14 protein-coding genes are annotated in these 18,663 nt (G+C 49.1%); 5 read left to right on the top strand and 9 right to left on the bottom strand.

What is annotated here, in order from left to right; translation table 11 throughout:
• The first annotated feature begins 115 nt into the window (after positions 1–115).
• Positions 116–922, top strand: coding sequence for a LicD family protein (locus tag HMPREF0663_RS03385; protein WP_004368777.1), 807 nt, complete (start codon positions 116–118; stop codon positions 920–922).
• Here HMPREF0663_RS03385 and HMPREF0663_RS03380 read toward each other — a convergent pair.
• Both HMPREF0663_RS03380 and HMPREF0663_RS03375 read right to left on the bottom strand, forming a co-directional pair.
• Positions 900–1,949 carry an NAD-dependent epimerase/dehydratase family protein gene (locus HMPREF0663_RS03380; RefSeq protein ID WP_004368776.1) on the bottom strand — a complete coding sequence of 350 codons (1,050 nt, stop codon included), beginning with the start codon at positions 1,947–1,949 and terminating at the stop codon, positions 900–902. The two genes, HMPREF0663_RS03385 and HMPREF0663_RS03380, sit on opposite strands and share 23 nt — an antisense overlap.
• Positions 1,937–2,656 (bottom strand): IspD/TarI family cytidylyltransferase, encoded by a 720-nt coding sequence (locus HMPREF0663_RS03375; protein WP_004368775.1) that lies wholly within the window; start codon positions 2,654–2,656, stop codon positions 1,937–1,939. Before HMPREF0663_RS03375 ends, HMPREF0663_RS03380 begins: the two co-directional genes overlap by 13 nt.
• Before the next feature lie 440 nt (positions 2,657–3,096).
• On the opposite strand from HMPREF0663_RS03375, the gene HMPREF0663_RS03370 reads away from it, so the two are divergent.
• On the top strand, positions 3,097–3,471 hold the full coding sequence (locus tag HMPREF0663_RS03370; protein WP_004368774.1) for a RidA family protein: 375 nt from the start codon (positions 3,097–3,099) through the stop codon (positions 3,469–3,471).
• A 154-nt stretch (positions 3,472–3,625) separates the two neighbouring features.
• On the opposite strand, the gene HMPREF0663_RS03360 is transcribed toward HMPREF0663_RS03370, so the two are convergent.
• The 4 genes from HMPREF0663_RS03360 to HMPREF0663_RS03345 form a co-directional block, all read right to left on the bottom strand.
• Entirely contained in the window at positions 3,626–4,900 is a 1,275-nt protein-coding gene (locus HMPREF0663_RS03360; RefSeq protein WP_004368773.1) for a serpin family protein, read from the bottom strand.
• Between the two features lie 107 nt (positions 4,901–5,007).
• Positions 5,008–5,802, bottom strand: a complete 795-nt coding sequence (gene pflA / locus HMPREF0663_RS03355) for a pyruvate formate-lyase-activating protein (RefSeq protein WP_050786860.1) — start codon at positions 5,800–5,802, stop codon at positions 5,008–5,010.
• 144 nt (positions 5,803–5,946) lie between these two features.
• On the bottom strand, positions 5,947–8,196 hold the full coding sequence (gene pflB, locus HMPREF0663_RS03350; RefSeq protein WP_004368771.1) for a formate C-acetyltransferase: 2,250 nt from the start codon (positions 8,194–8,196) through the stop codon (positions 5,947–5,949).
• Between the two features lie 537 nt (positions 8,197–8,733).
• Entirely contained in the window at positions 8,734–9,747 is a 1,014-nt protein-coding gene (locus HMPREF0663_RS03345) for an aspartate-semialdehyde dehydrogenase (RefSeq protein WP_004368769.1), read from the bottom strand.
• 203 nt (positions 9,748–9,950) lie between these two features.
• On the opposite strand from HMPREF0663_RS03345, the gene HMPREF0663_RS03340 reads away from it, so the two are divergent.
• The 3 genes from HMPREF0663_RS03340 to HMPREF0663_RS03330 all read left to right on the top strand — a co-directional run bounded on the left by HMPREF0663_RS03340 (position 9,951) and on the right by HMPREF0663_RS03330 (position 14,034).
• Positions 9,951–12,074 (top strand): cation:proton antiporter, encoded by a 2,124-nt coding sequence (locus HMPREF0663_RS03340; protein ID WP_004368767.1) that lies wholly within the window; start codon positions 9,951–9,953, stop codon positions 12,072–12,074.
• A 404-nt stretch (positions 12,075–12,478) separates the two neighbouring features.
• Positions 12,479–13,171: an ABC transporter ATP-binding protein gene (locus tag HMPREF0663_RS03335; protein WP_004368766.1), complete on the top strand. Its 693-nt coding sequence runs from the start codon at positions 12,479–12,481 to the stop codon at positions 13,169–13,171.
• Positions 13,172–13,176: 5 nt separating this feature from the next.
• Entirely contained in the window at positions 13,177–14,034 is an 858-nt protein-coding gene (locus HMPREF0663_RS03330; RefSeq protein ID WP_004368765.1) for a CvfB family protein, read from the top strand.
• 48 nt (positions 14,035–14,082) lie between these two features.
• Here the strand turns inward: HMPREF0663_RS03330 and asnS are convergent, their stop codons facing one another.
• The 3 genes from asnS to purB all read right to left on the bottom strand — a co-directional run bounded on the left by asnS (position 14,083) and on the right by purB (position 18,467).
• Positions 14,083–15,477: an asparagine--tRNA ligase gene (asnS, locus tag HMPREF0663_RS03325; RefSeq protein WP_004368763.1), complete on the bottom strand. Its 1,395-nt coding sequence runs from the start codon at positions 15,475–15,477 to the stop codon at positions 14,083–14,085.
• 95 nt (positions 15,478–15,572) lie between these two features.
• Positions 15,573–17,012 carry a pseudouridine synthase gene (locus tag HMPREF0663_RS03320; RefSeq protein WP_004368762.1) on the bottom strand — a complete coding sequence of 480 codons (1,440 nt, stop codon included), beginning with the start codon at positions 17,010–17,012 and terminating at the stop codon, positions 15,573–15,575.
• Between the two features lie 105 nt (positions 17,013–17,117).
• A complete protein-coding gene (gene purB, locus HMPREF0663_RS03315; RefSeq protein WP_004368761.1) occupies positions 17,118–18,467 on the bottom strand; it encodes an adenylosuccinate lyase in 1,350 nt (449 codons plus the stop codon).
• Positions 18,468–18,663: the final 196 nt, after the last annotated feature.

Here is an 18,663-nt window from a genome sequence, read left to right as displayed (position 1 = left end):
ATGATAAGCATAGATATGCCGTTTAACCGTTTTATATGTGCCGCCTGTCGGCGATAGGCATGCTGCCTGTCGCGCTTAGAAGTTATGAATAAGGTGTTGACAATAAAGAATAACGATGGACAAACAAGATAAACTGAAGCGATATACACAGCAAAATCTGCGGATATGTCAGCAAAAACAGCTTGATATATTAACCGAAATCGACCGCATTTGCACCCGTCAAGGCATAGAATATTGGCTGGATGGGGGCAGTCTTTTGGGAGCTGTGCGCCATAGAGGGTTCATTCCGTGGGACGATGATATAGACATAGCGATGACACTCGAGGACTTTAAGAAGTTCGAAGCCATAGCCCCGCAGGAATTGCCCGCACATCTTTTTCTGCAAAACAGGCGAACCGATGCCGGCGTAAGGGAACCTATTACCAAAATACGCGATCTCAATTCGCTTTACATCGAACGTGCAGATACGTTCGAAGCCGATTACGGCAAAGGTATCTTTGTGGATATCTTCCCGTTTGTAGACTATCCGAACCTTCCGTCTGCATGGATCAGGCATATTACAAAGGGCATATCGAAGAGCTATTCGGTGCTCCACCGCATGCATTATTATTCGTTCCGTTCGTTTGCAGAGTTCTTCTGGTTCGGCGGAAAGTATTGTCTGTTGAGTTTATTGTGGCGGTTTGTCGGCTTTTGGGGGAAGAAAACGCGCTGTTCCGACATACCTGTGTTGAACGGAAGAGGTGTGTCTTTCGATAAAAAAGCCATCAAACCGCTGAAGAAGATATTATTCGAAGGACGCGAATTTCCATGTCCTTGCGACGTTCACTCGTACCTTACAGACCTTTATGGCGACTATATGACGGTGCCGCCTGTAGACAAACGTGAGTTCCACGCGGTATTTATTCTTCCCGAATTGCTGTAAAATAATCGAGCGTATGGGCCATTCCATCGCGGATAGAGTAGCGGGGCATCCATCCTAAGCGTTGCAGTTTAGAGGTGTCGAATATGGCTTTGGTGATGGGAGTCGTTACGCCTTTCGACGCATCATCGGGTATCTTGAACACCACTTTGCGGCGGGTAAGGTCGGCAACCGTGCGTGCCAATTCGAATATAGTGATGTTCGAATGCGTATCGGCCACGTTGTAAGCCTGCCCGTTTTCGCCCTTTAACAGCAGAAAGAGTATGGCATTGGCGCAGTCTACCACGTATATCCACGAGCGAAACTGGTCGCCTTTGCTCTGTAAAACGATGTCTTCGCCGCGCAAGACATTACGTATAAACTGTGCATATACGCGGTTATCAACCTCTGTAAAGCACGGTCCGTAGGTGTGACTCGGGCGGGCTATCACCGTTTCAATGCCATATTGTTGCGCATGGCATACGCACAGAGTCTCGGTAGCCCGTTTGGCCGACGGATAACAAGAGCGCACCTGTGTACAATCTACATAACCGCTATAGTCCTCGGTAAAGGCACGTCCGTCGCCTTCACCGTACACCTCGCCCGACGATACATACAGAAAACGCTTCAAACCGTGGCGCTTTCCGTAGGTTAGAAGGTTGCTCGCGCCGTAGAAGTTAGACATCATAACGCCCACAGGATCGGTACTGTAGAGCTTCGGAGCGGCTCCTCCGGCGGCATCGATGATATATTCGAAAGGAATATCGCAGTCGATCAGCTGCGTTACATCCAATTTCAGAAACCGGAAATACGGCGATGCAAAATAGGCGGAAAAACGCTCTTTGGCGCGTAGTTCGTTGCGGCCGGCGGCATAGACGGTGTAATCGGCATGCCTATCGGCCATCAGTACATCTACTATACAGCCCCCGATGAGCCCCGTGGCGCCGGTGATAAGGATGTTCTTTCCATCGAGTTGCTGCCATGGCAGGTCGAACTGTCCCACGGAGAGAATATCTCTTGCATAGAGGTTCGTTGCGTTTATTTCAGCCATGTGTCGTGCTCGGTATGAATAAGTGCCTTGAACAGTTCTATATCTTCGGTCTGAGTGAGCTTCAATCCGTTGCGTTCGGAGCCCATAACCAAGTGCTGATCTTCAATTCCGAGTGCCCCCATGAGCGTACATGAGGCCACTGTGTTTTCGATATGTTCGCGTTCTGCCCGCCGATGAGCGTCTATCAAATCGCCCAAGCGATAGGTATGAGGTGTCTGAGTGCGCACGAGTTCTTCGCGTGGGATGGTTATATTCTTCACCGTGTCGTCTACTTTTTGCATGATAGCTTCCTTGCATATCATGCCTGTAACGGCATAACCGAACTCTTTGCACTTAGCGATATTCTCCGAAATGATACGTTCCGACACGAGCGGACGCACGCCATCGTGCACCAATACGATATCGCTGTCGGCGCAACCGCCCTGCTTCAGCCCTTCAAGACCGTTGCGAATGGAGTGTTGGTTGCTGTCTCCACCCTCGAAAATCCATCTGAGTTTGGTTATATTAAACTGGTTGGAATAGGCTTGAAGGGCCACTTCCCAACCTTTAAGGCATACCACTGCAATGGCATCTATCTGCTGATGTGTTTGGAAAGCCTGCAGGGTATAGATGATAACGGGAATGTTATCGATGGCCATAAACTGCTTGGGAATGTCTTGTCCCATGCGGTTTCCCGTGCCGCCGGCCGTAAGTAATGCAACGTTCATAATCGTATAGTGTTCGTAGTGATGCGGGATTGCAGGCAAAGATACACAAATATTCTTGAAAAACGATGGCAACCGTTGTTTAAATTTGCAGTGTCCGTTTGTCTTGCTCTGTTCAGCCGTTGCCTATATATGTGTTGTCTGTCGCAGACAAACCGTACTCCTATCATCGTTAAACCGTATACCTGTCGGGCTTAGAACGTACTTCTATCTACGATGTGCGAATGAGTTGTTTTTATTACCACTTATATATAATTCGCATATTTGGAGAAAGAAAATAGATTTTTATATGCTTCCGTGTGGCCTACATTCCTGATAAATGATTAATTTTGCAACCGGATAAGAATGATAGGAAGATGTTGCGGTTAGAGATTTCCTATAAAACGTGGCATGTATTTGGGAAGATTATCAATAATACAGAACCGATATAAATTTCACAGCTTATGAAAGCATTGCACACAGACAGGGCGCCCAAGGCGATCGGCCCCTACAGTCAGGCCATTGAGGCCAATGGTTTAGTGTTCGTATCCGGACAACTGCCCGTCGATCCTGCAACGGGTAAGTTCGTTGAAGGTGGCATCAAGGAGCAGACAAGGCAAAGTCTGACCAATGCGCAGCATATACTTGTCGAGGCCGGAACAGACCTTTCGCACGTTGCGAAGACCACTATATTTCTTTCAGACATGGGGAACTTCGCTGCCATGAACGAGGTGTATGCACAGTTCTTCAAGGAACCGTTTCCGGCGCGTTCGGCAGTTGCCGTAAGAACATTGCCCAAAGAGGCGCTGGTAGAAGTAGAATGTATCGCCGTAAAGTAGGTGGGCAGTTTCGACAGATAGGCAGTGTAAGGTTGGCAGTACGGCGATACGGTAACGGTAAAAGCACTGTAAACAACCGAAAAAAGCATATGTTTGCCCTGACGGAAATGGCCGTCGGGGCAAACGTATTGGAGATATTGCGATCGTTGTTTGTTTATTTTTCGGCGCCCTTGTAGGTACCTATAAAAATGATAGAGCCTGTGGTGCTCTCTACAATGGCATAGATAAACGGACGATCTGCATGGAATACGGCTGTTTTAACAAGCTGCGGACCGATTGATGTGCATGCGCTTTCGGCGACAGTTACCGTGCTTACCTCGGTTCCTTCTTCGTTTACCTTTATTTTGGAGCGCTGTAGAATCATCGAAATATATGTATCTCTTTCGCATAGATTGGGGAACCGTGCGTTGTTCTTGTCGAACATACTTGCTGCGCCGAGGCTTTCTAACGTTTTGTTAAGCTCTATCTTGTATTCCGATTCGAAGCGCGGAAGTTCCACATCTACCTTGTACGACGTCAATGCATTCAGGTTTTCTATCCAACGGTCGGCAGTAAGACCGCCGATAACATCGCCCATTGTCTTGCCTTCATTGGGAAGTAGCAGCAACATACGGTATCCCCCGTTGCCGTAGCCCAGCTGCAGAGTGGCGTAATCTTTGTTCTTTGTGTAGGCCAGAAGGTCGTTCATGTGCATCATCTGTACTTGTTGTTTGCTGCCCGAAGCCGTTGTAAAGGGTTTCTCTTTGGTTTCTTTCGGATCGAACGGAGTGCTCCATACGCCTTTAAAGTAGATGGCGTTGAGCGTATATGCTACAGCCGAGGGATTTATCTTATCCAAAATCGAAGAAATCATGCCGTTGGTCTGGCGATTGCACCAGTCGTTAATATGCGTCAGGGTGTAGCTGTCGCCGAAATCCAAGTTCTCTACTTGAGCGTGATAGGCTGTTTCTACCGTCTTTTTGAAATCGGTTTTCAGCGCATAGTCGCGGTTCACTTCAATGCAGTTGGCTATGTTTATCTTTACGCTCTTGTCTACATTTGGCGCTCCTTCGATAAGTTTTTTGCAGAAAGCATTGATGCCTTGCGCATCTGCACCGCCGAAACCGAGCACACGGTTGATCTCTTCGCGGGTGACATCTGTGGCGCCATTGTTGAGCATACCGAGCACATAGGTGGCGCTCAACGGCGAAATAAGAAAACTGTTTTGTGCATTTTCTGCATCCGAAACTGTGCGGAAGAGGTTGAAGGCGAACCGGTTGTTGCTGTTGACGTAGGTTTTTTGCTTGGCATCCAAGTCTATCTTTACCAAATCGTAAAGGCGTTTTTCGGTGTAAGTGTAGCCTTCTGTGTTTTCAGAAGTGCTGCAAGATGCCAGACAGACCGCCCCTATAAGGGCGATAGAGCATGTGTGTAAGAAGGTTATTTTCATAATCTGTGGTATATAAATGATACATCTATCGAATGTGTTTATATACTTAAAACGCAGAAAACGAATAATCTTGCGCACACAGAGGAAAATTTTTTATGCCTAAGAGGCTATGCCTCGTCTTCGCCGCGCAATATTCTTTCGGCATTGCGCACGCGCTCTTTTGTCGGTGCATCTATATCCTTGAGGGTGTAGGGGATGCCCAAAGCCTCCCATTTGTACATGCCCATCGAATGATAAGGCAGCACCTCGATGCGACGGATGTTGCGGAGAGTCTTCAAAAACGCCCGTAAACGGCGAAGAGAAGCATCGTTGTCGGTGATCGAGGGCACAAGTACGTGGCGTATCCATACCGGTTTATCGATGTCAGACAGGTAGTGTGCACAGTCCAGAATGTTCTCATTACCCCAGCCGGTGAGTTTCTTATGTTCTTCGGAGTCGATGTGTTTGATGTCTAAAAGTATAAGATCGGTATATTGCATCAGCTCGTTGAACTTCGAAAAGAACGGTTCTCGGCGCGTAAAAGGCTGTGCCGACGTGTCTAAACAGGTGTTGATGCCCAGTTTTTTTGCCTTTCTGAAGAGGTCGATCAGGAAATCTATCTGCAACAGAGCTTCTCCTCCGCTCACGGTTATGCCCCCTTTAGCACCCCAATACGAGCGGTATCGCTGCGCTTGTTCGATCAGTTCGTCGGCCGAGCGCATATCTTTGGAATGCTTGTCCCATGTGTCTGGGTTATGACAATAGCGGCACCGCATCCGGCATCCTTTAAGGAAAATGACGAAACGTATACCCGGTCCGTCCACCGAACCGAACGATTCTACCGAATGAACGGCCCCCATGAGAGGCTCGCCGCTTGTTTTCGTGGTGACGGGTACGGTGATTTGTGTTGCTTCTGTTAACATGTTATTGCCTGATATCATTGTCTTTGTTCGCTGTAAAAAATAAGGAAATCCTCTCATTATGGGAGGATTTCCTTGAATGTATTGTGATTAAAACTGCTCCTCCGACAGTGTGTAACCGCCCCGAACAGGGCGGCTGAAAGCGGATCAGGCCAGACGTTCGTGCGCCTGACGCGCGATAACGTCTAATTGTTGTTCGCGTGTAAGGTCGATAAACTTCACGGCATATCCGCTTACACGGATGGTGAAGTTGGCGTATTCCTCCTTTTCGGGGTGTTCCATGCAGTCTATAAGTTTCTCAACCCCAAAGACATTCACGTTCAGATGGTGGGCGCCGCGATCGAAGTAGCCGTCCATAACGCCGACGAGTGTCTCTACTTGCTCGTCTTGAGAATGACCTAATGCCGACGGACTGATGGTCTGTGTGTTCGAAATGCCGTCGAGAGCATACTCGTATGGCAGCTTTGCCACCGAATTGAGCGATGCCAACAGGCCCGTCTTCTCTGCTCCGTAGGAGGGATTTGCACCGGGCGAGAGCGGTGCACCTGCAGGGCGTCCGTCGGGCATGTTGCTTGTATACATTCCATACACCACGTTCGAAGTTATCGTAAGGATGCTTGTCGTGGGTTCAGAGTCGCGGTAAGTGTGGTATTTACGTATCTTTTTCATGAAAGTCTTTAGCAGCCACACGGCTATCTCATCTGCCCGATCGTCATCGTTGCCATATCTGGGGAAGTCACCTTCGGTCTTGAATTCGAGTGGAAAGCCGGTTTCGTCGCGTATAATGTTGACCTTGGCGTATTTGATGGCACTTATAGAGTCGACAACATGGCTGAAACCGGCGATACCCGTGGCAAACGTGCGGCGTACATCGGTATCTATGAGAGCCATCTCGGCCGCCTCGTAGAAATACTTGTCGTGCATATAGTGAATAAGGTTTAAGGTATTCACGTATATACCTGCCAGCCATTCCATCATATCGTCGAAACGTGGCATGAACTCATCGTATGTAACGACAGTACCCTCTATAGGTCGCAGCGCCGGACCGCACTGTTCGCGCGTCTTGGAGTCCACTCCACCGCTGATAGCATACGTGAGACACTTCGCTAAATTGGCTCTTGCGCCGAAAAACTGCATCTCCTTTCCCGTTTGGGTGGCCGAAACGCAGCAACAGATGGAGTAGTCGTCGCCCCAAACCGGCCTCATAACGTCGTCATTCTCATATTGTATCGAGCTCGTAGTGACAGATATCTTCGATGCATAGCGCTTGAAATTCTCCGGAAGGCGTGAACAATACAACACAGTGAGGTTGGGTTCCGGCGACGGTCCCATGTTCTCGAGCGTATGGAGGAAGCGGAAATCGTTCTTAGTTACCATAGAACGACCGTCTTGTCCCATGCCTGCAACCTCTAAAGTGGCCCATACGGGATCACCGGAGAACAGTTGATTGTAAGAAGGAATACGGGCGAACTTCACCATACGGAACTTCATCACCAAATGGTCTATCAGTTCTTGAGCCTGCGCCTCGGTAAGAACACCTTCGTTCATATCGCGTTGGATGTATATATCCAAAAAAGTAGACACACGCCCTACCGACATGGCGGCGCCGTTCTGGGTTTTGATGGCTGCCAGATAGCCGAAGTAGAGCCACTGCACGGCCTCTTTGGCGTTCTTGGCCGGACGGGATATGTCGAATCCATAGATGGCCGCCATCTCTTTCATTTGCTTTAAAGCCTTGATTTGCATGGAGACTTCCTCCCTTAGACGGATAACATCTTCGGTCATTACGCCACAGCCTACGTTCGACAGGTCTTCCTTCTTCTTCTCGATGAGGAAGTCTATACCGTAGAGAGCCACGCGGCGATAGTCGCCTACAATTCTGCCTCGTCCGTAAGTGTCGGGCAGTCCGGTGAGGATATGGTTATGACGCACGAGTTTCATCTCGTCGGTATATGCATCGAAAACGCCATCGTTATGCGTCTTATGATACTCGGTGAATATCTTATGGAGTTCGCTGCTGGGCTCATAACCATAGGTAGTACAAGCCTGTTCTGCCATCTTTATGCCGCCATAGGGCATGAAAGCACGCTTCAGGGGCTTATCGGTTTGCAGTCCTACAACTTGTTCCAGATCTTTCGTTCCTTCGCCTATATAGGCGGCACCGTATGCGGTTAGTCCCGATACAACTTCGGTCTCCATATCGAGAACGCCGCCTTTAGCACGCTCTTCCTTCTGTAATCCTTGCAATATGAGCCACAGTTTCTCCGTTGCGGCCGTAGGTCCTTCCAAGAAATCTTCATTGCCTTCGTACGAAGTGTAGTTATCCTGAATAAATGACCTTACATCGATGTCGTCTGTCCATCGGGTTCCTTTGAACCCTCTCCACTCATTTTTCATTGTAATTTTGTATTATTTAGAATTAGACAATTGTGCATAGAGCACTAATATCCTGATAATGTCGAAAGGGAAGAAGCGCGTTCTAATTCTCCGACGCTGCAAAGGTATGAATAAAATCCGGTTATTGCAATACTAATAAATGGTGATTTTTGTAATGTAGAGATTGCAAATAATATCTTTGTTTTGCTATATTGATATTGCAAAATGGTGGGAATAACTTGTGTAGATACATGATACGACGGGCTTTACTCAGAGGTTATTTCCTGCTATAGAGCACATTTTGGGAGAACGATTGGTACGAATATGCGACATATTTCGCCACTGTATGGGCGTTAGGTGTATGGTGTATTGGACTTAGAAGGCCCGTACATCAGGCATAGGCATGGGGTGCATCGGGCTTACAGGGGCCATGTAATCGTGCGTTACGGGCAAAACGAAATCAGCGGAACATCGGCCTGAACCGATATTCCGCTGACTGTATAAAGATTGCACTGTAACTGTAACGCACACGACCAGTGCACCTGAAAAGACAGAAAACTACTTCACGTCGCCTACTTTAATAAGATATTCGGCGATCTGTACGGCATTCAGCGCCGCTCCTTTGCGTATCTGGTCGCCGCTGAGCCAGAAAGTAAGGCCGTTATCGTCGGCAAGGTCTTTGCGTACGCGCCCCACATAGATATCATCTTTGCCTGCTGTATCGAGCGGCATCGGGTAAAGTTCTTTCGATGGATCGTCTAACAGCGCAACTCCGGGGGCTGCCGCAAGCGCCTTCTTTGCCTCTTCAACGGAGATAGGCTGCTCGGTTTCTATCCATACACTCTCAGAATGAGCGCGCAACGAACTTACTCTAACGCACATGGCCGAGCACTTCGCATCGGTGTGCATAATCTTCTTCGTCTCGTTGAACATCTTCATTTCTTCCTTGGTGTAGCCGTTTTCCGTAAATACATCTATTTGCGGTATCACGTTGTAGGCCAGTTGATGGGCGAATTTCCGGATGGTTGTTACCTTTCCGTCTTCCACCATTTCCTTATACTGCTGCTGAAGTTCGGCCATAGCCGCAGCACCTGCCCCGCTTGCACTCTGGTAACTTGCTATGTGGATGCGGCGGATGTGCGAGATATTTTCCAGCGGTTGCAGCGCAACAACCATCATGGCCGTAGTGCAGTTGGGGTTGGCAATGATGCCGCGCGGACGGTTCAGCGCGTCTTCGGCATTGCATTCGGGCACTACCAAGGGCACGTCGTCGTCCATACGGAACGCACTCGAATTGTCTATCATCACCGCCCCGTGCTTCGTGATAGTGTCTGCATATTCTTTAGAGGTGCCACCTCCTGCCGATACAAAGGCGATGTCGATATCCTTGAAATCATCGTTATGCTGCAAAAGTTTTACTTCATAGTCTTTTCCCCTGAAGTTGTATTTTCGCCCGGCACTGCGTTCAGAACCGAAAAGCACCAGCTCGTCCAGCGGGAAATCGCGCTCGGAGAGGATACGGAGGAACTCTTGACCGACCGCTCCGCTTGCGCCTACAATTGCTACTTTCATAATCTGTATTATTTATATGTTATACTCGATTGCCTTGCAAAATTACTATATTCCTGCTGATTATAAGAACGATTTATTGTAAATTTAAAGAATATCGTTGCAATATGTGCAGTACTAAAATGAGAAAGCAGCGATGAAAAGCCATTTTTTAGCAATCTTATTCGGATTATTGTTGTATCTTTGTAACTTTAAACAATAGCTCTATGTTCCATCTTTCGTCCTATTTTCCCTTTACAGATCCGACTTTAGTGTTCTTTGTCGTGCTCCTTATTATATTGTTTGCGCCGATCGTTATGGGAAAACTGCGCATCCCACACATTATCGGCATGGTTCTGGCGGGCGTGGTGATAGGAAAATACGGGCTCAACATCCTCGAGCGCGACAATTCTTTCGAGCTTTTCGGCAAAGTTGGGCTGTATTATATCATGTTTCTTGCCGCGTTGGAGATGGACATGGAGGGCTTTAAAAAGAACAAATACCGCGTGCTTGTGTTCGGCATATCAACGTTCGTACTCCCTTTCCTGCTCACCTATCTCATGGGGATTGCCATTCTGGGCTATTCTTCGGCGGTTTCGTTGCTCTTGGGATGCATCATGGCTTCGAACACGCTCATAGCCTATCCCATCGTAGGGCGCTACGGCCTGCAGCGAAAGCCGAGTGTCATCCTCAGCGTGGGCTCGTCGATGATAGCTTTGCTGCTTGCCCTGATCTTTCTTGCAGGCATCGTTACCTTTTATAACAATGGCAATAACGTGGGTTTCTGGCTGCTGTTCGTTGCGAAATTTGCACTCTATTGCGCGGGTATGATATGGCTTGTGCCCCGACTTACGCGCTGGTTTCTGCGGCGATACAGCGACGCTGTGATGCAATTCACGTTTATCTTGGCCATCATGTTCATGGGGGCGGCGCTGTCGGAAGTAGCGGGCGTGGAAGGCATCTTCGGCGCTTTCCTCTCCGGACTGATACTCAACCGATACATACCCCACGTGTCTCCGCTGATGAACCGCATCGAATTTATCGGCAATGCGCTGTTCATACCTTACTTTCTCATAGGCGTGGGCATGCTTATCGACGTGAGCTGGCTCTTCCGCGGGGGCAATATCATCTGGGTAGTGCTGTGCATCACTTTTTTCGGAACGCTGGGAAAGGGCCTCGCCGCATACCTCTCGGCCATGATATTCAGGCTGCCTCGGTCGTCGGGGCATATGATGTTCGGCCTCACGTCTGCCCATGCTGCGGGCGCCATAGCTATGGTAATGGTGGGCATGAAGATAGAGGTGTCGGAAGGGCGTTATCTGGTCGACAGTGAAATACTCAACGGCATCGTGCTCGTCATCTTGTTTACGTGCGTCATTTCTTCGATGATTACCGAGCGCTCCGCCCAGATCATCACGCTGCGCGACAAGGACATACCCGTGGAAGAAGACAAGAATGGCGACGACGAGCGAATACTCATCCCCGTAAAATATCCCGAATACGCCGACCGGTTGGTCAATTTGGCGATACTCATGCGCAATGCAAAGCTGAACAGAGAGCTGATTGGGCTCAACGTGGTGTACGACGACGACCACATGAGAGCCAATCAAGAAAAGGGAAGGCGACTGCTCGAACACGTCACGCAGTATGCTGCGGCGGCCGACGTGAAGATGCAAACACAGGTGCGCATTGCGGCCAACATTGCCAACGGCATCAAGCACGCGTTCAAGGAGTTCAGCGCATCGGAAATATTAATCGGGATGCACATGCACAAGGATGTGTCTGCAAAGTTTTGGGGAGAGTTTCATCAGAGCCTGTTCAACGGACTCAACCGGCAGATCATCATGTGCCGGCTGATGCAGCCGCTCAACACGTTGCGCCGGATACAGGTAGTAGTGCCCTCGAGAGCACAGTTCGAGCAGGGATTCTACCGCTGGCTGGAGCGCCTGTCGCGCGTGGCCGGCTACTTGGAATGCCGCATACAGTTCCACGGGCGGGCCGACACGTTGGCGCTGATCAGCGAATACGTGCGCAACAGGCACCCCGACGTGCGGGCCGATTATGCCGAGATGACGCACTGGAACGGCCTCCCGCGGCTGGCGGAAACCATTGCCGACGACCATCTCTTCGTGGTGGTGACGGCGCGCAAGGGCACCGTGTCTTACAAAAGCGCGCAAGAGGGCCTGTCTGATGAGATCAAGCGCCATTTTTCGGGCAAGAACCTGTTGATCATATTCCCCGACCAATTTGGCGACGCAATGGACGAGATGACCTTCGCGCAGCCGCAACATACGGAGGAGAACAGCGCCTACGACGTCATTAGCACGTGGATACGTAAGCAAGTGAAGTAGCTTGCGAATACATTGTTCGCAGCTTGCCTGTTGCATATTTACCGCCGCCAACCCCCTTTTCACCGGCCGCCCCGCCACCTCTCCCCGCGCCCCTGCGAGCAGCTTAGCGGTCGACCACACCTCTACATACGGTTAGCCGTATCTCTGCAAGCGGTCGCACATATCTCTACATACGGTTGGCGATATTCTTGCGAGCGGTTGGCGTTGTCACGGCAAACGGTTAGAGTTGTCACGATAAGCGGTTAGCGTTATCACGGCGGGTGGATCAACAGGAACGCTCAGACGGCGCGCCGGACTTTTACGCCCTGCCGCCGCGACGGCCGAATATCGCAAAATAAAATCGGCGACAGCGTCTGTTTACTCGTTTTTTTGGCGTATCTTTGTCGGCACATTCAAGTAAAATTATGATAGAAATTAAAGGCATAAAGAAGAGTTTCGGCTCGCTTCGGGTGCTCAAAGGCATCGATCTAAGCATCGCGCGGGGAGAAATTGTCAGCATTGTGGGGCCGAGCGGAGCGGGCAAAACCACGCTGCTGCAGATCATCGGCACGCTGGACAAGCCCGACAGTGGTAGCGTGAAGATAGAAGGGGCAGAGCTGCGTGAGCTTTCCGCTGCCAAGCTAAGCGACTTCCGTAACCGCCACATCGGGTTCGTGTTTCAGTTTCATCAGCTGCTGCCCGAATTCTCGGCCATTGAGAATGTAATGATTCCGGCTTATATTGCGGGCCTGTCGGGGGGTGAAGCGCGGAAGAAAGCCGAAGAGCTTCTGCGGTTTATGGGGCTTGCCGAGCGCGCTGAACATAAGCCGAACGAGCTTTCGGGCGGCGAGAAACAGCGCGTGGCGGTGGCAAGGGCGCTGATCAACGATCCCGCCGTGATACTCGCCGACGAGCCCTCGGGCAGTCTCGACTCAAAGAACAAGGCGGAATTGCATCAGCTTTTCTTCGAATTGCGCGACAGGTTCGGGCAAACGTTCGTTATCGTTACCCACGACGAGGGGCTCGCATCGATCACCGACCGCACCGTTCACCTGAAAGACGGCCTGATAGTGGGCATGGATACGCCGGCCAAACCGACGGCTGACGAAAACAAATAGCGCGTATGGAAGAGATTAAATTAGGAGATTACAACAATCTGGAGATTGTAAAAGAGGTAGACTTCGGGCTTTATCTCGACGGGGGAGATGAGGGCGAGATTCTTTTGCCCAAGCGCTATGTGCCCCAGACATACCGAATGGGCGAAAAGCTCGCGGTGTTTGTCTATCTCGATCAAGACGAGCGGCTGGTTGCTACCACGGAGACGCCTTTGGCAAAAGTCGGCAGCTTCGCCTTTCTTGAATGCTCTTGGGTGAACGAATATGGCGCTTTCTTGAACTGGGGGCTGATGAAAGACCTCTTTTGTCCGTTTCGCGAGCAGAAAAAACGCATGGAAATCGGAAACAAGTATGTTGTTTTCGTGTATATAGACGAGGAGAGCTACCGCATCGTAGCTTCTGCCAAAGTGGAGCATTTCCTCTGTAAAAACTTTCCGCAATATGACAAAGGGCAAGAAGTAGACCTGCTCGTTTGGCAGAAGACCAACCTCGGATTTAAAGTGCTCATCGACGATAAGTATGCCGGATTGGCCTACGAAGACCAGATATTCAAACATGTGCAGACGGGAGACCGCATGAAAGGTTATATCGGGAACGTGAGGCGCGACGGCAAGATAGACGTAACGCTTCAGCCGGTCGGCTTTCTGCAGGCGCAAGGTTTTGCAGACACGTTGCTTGCATACATGAAAGAGCACGGCGGAATGTGCGACTTAGGCGATAAAAGCGACGCCGAAGAGATTAAAAGACGCTTCCAAGTAAGCAAGAAAGTCTATAAGAAAGCCGTGGGAGACCTCTATAAACGGCGGCTGATTACGTTGTCTGACGACGGCATACGGCTGATAAATAGTAAACAAAAAGGGAATTGAGCCGTTTTACTCAATTCCCTTTTCGGTGATATATGCTTTGGTTTTTCCTTAAAAGTCTGCGCTCTTCGGCGTGCGGGGGAATGGAATAACGTCGCGAATGTTCTGCATTCCCGTTACGAAGAGTATCAGCCGTTCGAAGCCGAGGCCAAATCCACCGTGCGGACATGTACCGTATTTGCGTGTTTCAAGGTACCACCACATGTCTTTCATGGGGATATCTCGACGTTTGATCTCGCCAAGAAGCTTGTCGTAATCCTCCTCTCGTACGCTTCCACCTATGATCTCTCCGATTTGAGGGAACAATACGTCGGTGCCCTGGACGGTCTTTCCGTCTTCATTCATCTTCATGTAAAAGGCTTTGATGTCTTTCGGATAATCGGTCATGATGACGGGTTTCTTAAAATGTTCTTCTACCAAATAGCGTTCATGTTCGCTTGCGAGATCGGTACCCCACGATACTGGGAACTCGAACTTGTGCCCCTGTCTCACTGCTTCCTCAAGGATATTGATGCCCTCTGTGTAAGGCAAGCGCACGAAATCGTCTTTCAAGATGCCTTGCAGGCGTTCGATGAGTCCTTTGTCGATCATGTTGTTGAGGAATTCCAAGTCGTCTTTGCAGTTATCGAGTGCCCATTTAACGCAGTACTTTATAAAGTCTTCCTCTAAATCCATCAGGTCATTGAGGTCGATGAATGCCACTTCCGGCTCGATCATCCAAAACTCTGCCAAGTGTCGAGGGGTGTTCGAATTCTCTGCCCTGAACGTTGGACCGAAGGTATATATCTGCCCTAACGCCGTTGCACCGAGCTCTCCTTCGAGCTGTCCGGATACTGTGAGCGACGTCATCTTGCCGAAGAAGTCGTCATCATATATGATCTTTCCGTTCTCATCCTTCTTCAGATCGTAGAGATTTTTGGTGGTTACTTGGAACATCTCGCCCGCTCCTTCGGCATCGCTCGCCGTTATAATGGGCGTATGAAAGTAAAAGAAGCCGTGTTCATGGAAATATCGGTGGATTGCAATGGCCATATTATGGCGGATACGGAACACTGCACCGAAGGTGTTTGTACGTAATCGCATGTGTGCATGTTGGCGCATGTACTCGAAAGTTTGCCCTTTTTTCTGCATAGGGTAGTCGCTTCCGCACGGTCCGTATATCTCCAAAGTCTTGCATTGTATCTCTACGGTCTGACCTTTTCCCTGACTTTCTACCAATTCTCCTACCACATTGAGGCACGAACCCGTGGTGATGTTCTTCAAAGTTTCGGCATCGAACTTCGACGGATCGACCACAATCTGTACGTTCTTTATCGTAGATCCGTCGTTCAATGCAATGAAATCTACGGCTTTACTGCTGCGATGTGTACGTACCCAGCCCTTTACGTTTACGTTATTACCAAAGTCGGTGCTGCGCAGAACATCGACAATCTTCGTTCTTTTCATCTTGGAAATCTATTTAAAAGCAACGTGTAAAGATGCAAAAGACAGTACGTCGTTCTTACATCTTTACACATTATTATATATATACATATATTACGTTATTCGAAAGCGCCCATGCGAAGCATGTCGACTTCCTTCTCTGTGAGATATCTCCAGTCGCCTCGGCGCACGTTCTTCTTGGTAAGACCGGCGAATTGTACACGGTCGAGCTTGATTACACGGTAGCCGAGACTCTCGAAAATGCGGCGCACGATACGGTTCTTTCCGCTATGTATTTCTATTCCCACCTGCTTCTTGTCGCGCTCGTCGGCATATTCAATAGCATCGGCATGTATCTCTCCGTCTTCCAGTTCTATGCCTTCGGCGATCTTTTGCATATCCTCTTCGGTTACCGCTTTGTCGAGGAAGACGTGATAAACTTTCTTTTTGAGGAATTTAGGATGTGTGAGTTTGCTGGCAAGATCGCCGTCGTTTGTCAGAAGCAGCACCCCTGTAGTATTTCTGTCGAGACGCCCTACCGGATAAATTCGTTCCTCGCAGGCACCCTTTACCAGCTCCATAACGGTTTTACGTTGCTGTGGATCGTCGCTTGTAGTAACATAATCTTTCGGTTTATTCAATAGAACGTACACCTTCTTCTCAAGAGATACGGGCTGTTCATGGAATTTTACCTCATCCGAACGCAGCACCTTTGTGCCGAGTTCCGTTACAACGTTACCGTTCACCGTAACCACTCCCGCCTGTATAAACTCGTCTGCTTCGCGACGACTGCATATTCCGGCATTGGCAAGATACTTATTCAGACGTATCGGTTCATTGGGATCGATGTGTTCTTCCTTATATTCAATGCGCTTTTTGAAGCTATATTTCGCATTCGGATCGTAATCTGCCGTGCGTTGACGGTAGCCCCCTTGATTATAGCCGCGGTTGTTATTGTAGCCACCATAGTTGTTATAGCCTCCGCGATTATTATTGTAACCGCCACGGTTATTGTATCCACCGCGGTTGTTGTTATAGCCTCCGCGTTGCTGGTAGCCTCCTTGAGAACGATATCCCCCCTGCGGACGCGGCTGATACCCGCCCTCCTGACGCGGTTGATAGCCCTCCCCGTCTTGATTGTAGCGCGGGCGATAACCGCCTTGAGGCCGCGGTTGATAATCTCCGCGCGGTTGATATCCACCCTGTTCGCCGTCTTGATTGTAACGAGGGCGATAACCTCCTTGCGGTCTTTGGCCGTAACCTCCACGCTGCTGATACCCTCCGTCGTTATTGAACCGCGGACGATACGGGCGCGGTTGCTGCATTCCTTCATTGTTGTTTTGCAGTCCGGCACCGAAACCTTCGGGACGGAAGCCGCCTTCACCGCTTGTCTTGTCGGTACTGTAGGCACGTTGAGAACGAATACGTGGGCGTTGTGGGCGCGTTACATTGCGATATTCTCCCTGATAGTTACCTGTAGGTCTGCTATAACCCTCTCGGTTAGTTTCATTCTGCTCGGCAGACTGATCCTGAAGTTTGTTGTCTAATTCCATTTCCATAACTTTAATAATGCTTTACGATGGGCCTCACGGCTCCGGTTAATAAATTTTTTAAAATGAATAATTTAATATGATAATCTCTTTCTTTTTCTTCTTTTTAAGGGCTTAAAGGCCCGTGTAGTTGAGCGGGGTGATAGCTCTAAGTTCGGTTTTCACGCTATCGTTTACGTTTAGTTCGTCGATAAAACGCCGAATGGTGTCCGCTGTCATCTTCTCATTGGTTCGGGTGAGTGCCTTCAGAGCCTCGTAAGGATGCGGATAGGCCTCGCGTCTGAGTATGGTTTGTATGGCTTCTGCCACTACCGCCCAATTATTTTCTAAGTCGTTACGTAGCTTTTCTTCGTTAAGAATAAGTTTGCGCAATCCTTTTAATGTGCTTTGAATAGCGATGATACTGTGTCCGAATGGTACGCCTATATTACGTAATACGGTTGAGTCGGTAAGGTCTCTTTGCAGCCTGCTTACCGGTAGTTTCGCCGCAAGAAACTGCAAAATGGCGTTGGCAATGCCGAGGTTACCCTCGCTATTCTCATAGTCTATCGGGTTTACTTTATGCGGCATGGCGCTCGAGCCCACCTCTCCGGTCTTGATTTTCTGCTTGAAATATTCCATCGAAATATACATCCAGAAGTCGCGGTCTAAGTCGATAATGATGGTATTTATACGGCGCATGGCATCGAACAGTGCCCCCAGATTGTCGTAATTGCTGATCTGTGTGGTGTATTGTTCGCGCTCCAAACCGAGTTTCTCGCCCACGAAACGGTTGCCGAATGCTTTCCAATCTATCGACGGATAAGCCACGTGGTGGGCATTGTAGTTGCCTGTTGCACCACCAAACTTGGCAGATAGCTTGCATGTACCCTTCATCTGTTCGAGCTGTTCCGACAAACGATACACGAAAACCATGATTTCTTTGCCGAGACGTGTGGGAGATGCCGGCTGTCCATGTGTCTTTGCTAGCATTGGTACGGCTTTCCAGTCATCGGCATATTGCCGTAACAGGGCTATCAGTTCTTCTATCTGTGGGTAGTAGACGGCCTCTAAAGCCTCTTTGACAGACAGCGGAACACTCGTATTGTTAATGTCTTGCGATGTCAGACCGAAGTGGATGAACTCTTTGTAGGCCTCCAGATGGCCGATCTTATCAAACTCTTCCTTGATAAAATACTCCACTGCTTTTACATCGTGGTTAGTAACAGCTTCGATATCTTTTACCCGTTGCGCTGATGTTTCGCCGAATGTGCGGTAAATATCGCGCAAACGTTCGAACAAAGCGTGGTCGAAAGAAGCCAATTGCGGCAGCGGTAATTCGCACAATGCAATGAAATATTCTATCTCTACGCGTATGCGATAACGGATAAGCGCGTACTCTGAAAAATAAGCAGCAAGCGGTTCGGTTTTACTTCTATAACGCCCGTCAACGGGAGATATAGCGGTCAGCAAGTCGAGCTTCATAACTAACACGTATTATTCTTATGTTGCAAAAGTACGAATTTTACCTGATATTTGCGTTGAATTTTTATATAAAGTTTGTAAAAAAGGCGGAGTGTTTGCGGAAGAAGGAAAGAAGGGTTACGATAATATAGTATAGTGCGACAAGGATATGTTGCAAGTAGCGCTCTTAAACGGTACATATAATTCGGGCAGATGG

Origin of the sequence: Hoylesella oralis ATCC 33269 (assembly GCF_000185145.2) — a bacterium.
In the GTDB taxonomy this organism is placed as follows: Bacteria; Bacteroidota; Bacteroidia; order Bacteroidales; family Bacteroidaceae; genus Prevotella; species Prevotella phocaeensis.
Note: the sequence above shows the minus strand (reverse complement) of the source record. Positions and strands in the feature narration are given on the sequence as shown.

Coding starts and splice junctions, on each gene's coding strand:
- HMPREF0663_RS03385 (WP_004368777.1), top strand. CDS start 116: ATGGACAAACAAGATAAACTGAAGCGATATACACAGCAAAATCTGCGG.
- HMPREF0663_RS03380 (WP_004368776.1), bottom strand. CDS start 1,949: ATGGCTGAAATAAACGCAACGAACCTCTATGCAAGAGATATTCTCTCC.
- HMPREF0663_RS03375 (WP_004368775.1), bottom strand. CDS start 2,656: ATGAACGTTGCATTACTTACGGCCGGCGGCACGGGAAACCGCATGGGA.
- HMPREF0663_RS03370 (WP_004368774.1), top strand. CDS start 3,097: ATGAAAGCATTGCACACAGACAGGGCGCCCAAGGCGATCGGCCCCTAC.
- HMPREF0663_RS03360 (WP_004368773.1), bottom strand. CDS start 4,900: ATGAAAATAACCTTCTTACACACATGCTCTATCGCCCTTATAGGGGCG.
- pflA (WP_050786860.1), bottom strand. CDS start 5,802: ATGTTAACAGAAGCAACACAAATCACCGTACCCGTCACCACGAAAACA.
- pflB (WP_004368771.1), bottom strand. CDS start 8,196: ATGAAAAATGAGTGGAGAGGGTTCAAAGGAACCCGATGGACAGACGAC.
- HMPREF0663_RS03345 (WP_004368769.1), bottom strand. CDS start 9,747: ATGAAAGTAGCAATTGTAGGCGCAAGCGGAGCGGTCGGTCAAGAGTTC.
- HMPREF0663_RS03340 (WP_004368767.1), top strand. CDS start 9,951: ATGTTCCATCTTTCGTCCTATTTTCCCTTTACAGATCCGACTTTAGTG.
- HMPREF0663_RS03335 (WP_004368766.1), top strand. CDS start 12,479: ATGATAGAAATTAAAGGCATAAAGAAGAGTTTCGGCTCGCTTCGGGTG.
- HMPREF0663_RS03330 (WP_004368765.1), top strand. CDS start 13,177: ATGGAAGAGATTAAATTAGGAGATTACAACAATCTGGAGATTGTAAAA.
- asnS (WP_004368763.1), bottom strand. CDS start 15,477: ATGAAAAGAACGAAGATTGTCGATGTTCTGCGCAGCACCGACTTTGGT.
- HMPREF0663_RS03320 (WP_004368762.1), bottom strand. CDS start 17,012: ATGGAAATGGAATTAGACAACAAACTTCAGGATCAGTCTGCCGAGCAG.
- purB (WP_004368761.1), bottom strand. CDS start 18,467: ATGAAGCTCGACTTGCTGACCGCTATATCTCCCGTTGACGGGCGTTAT.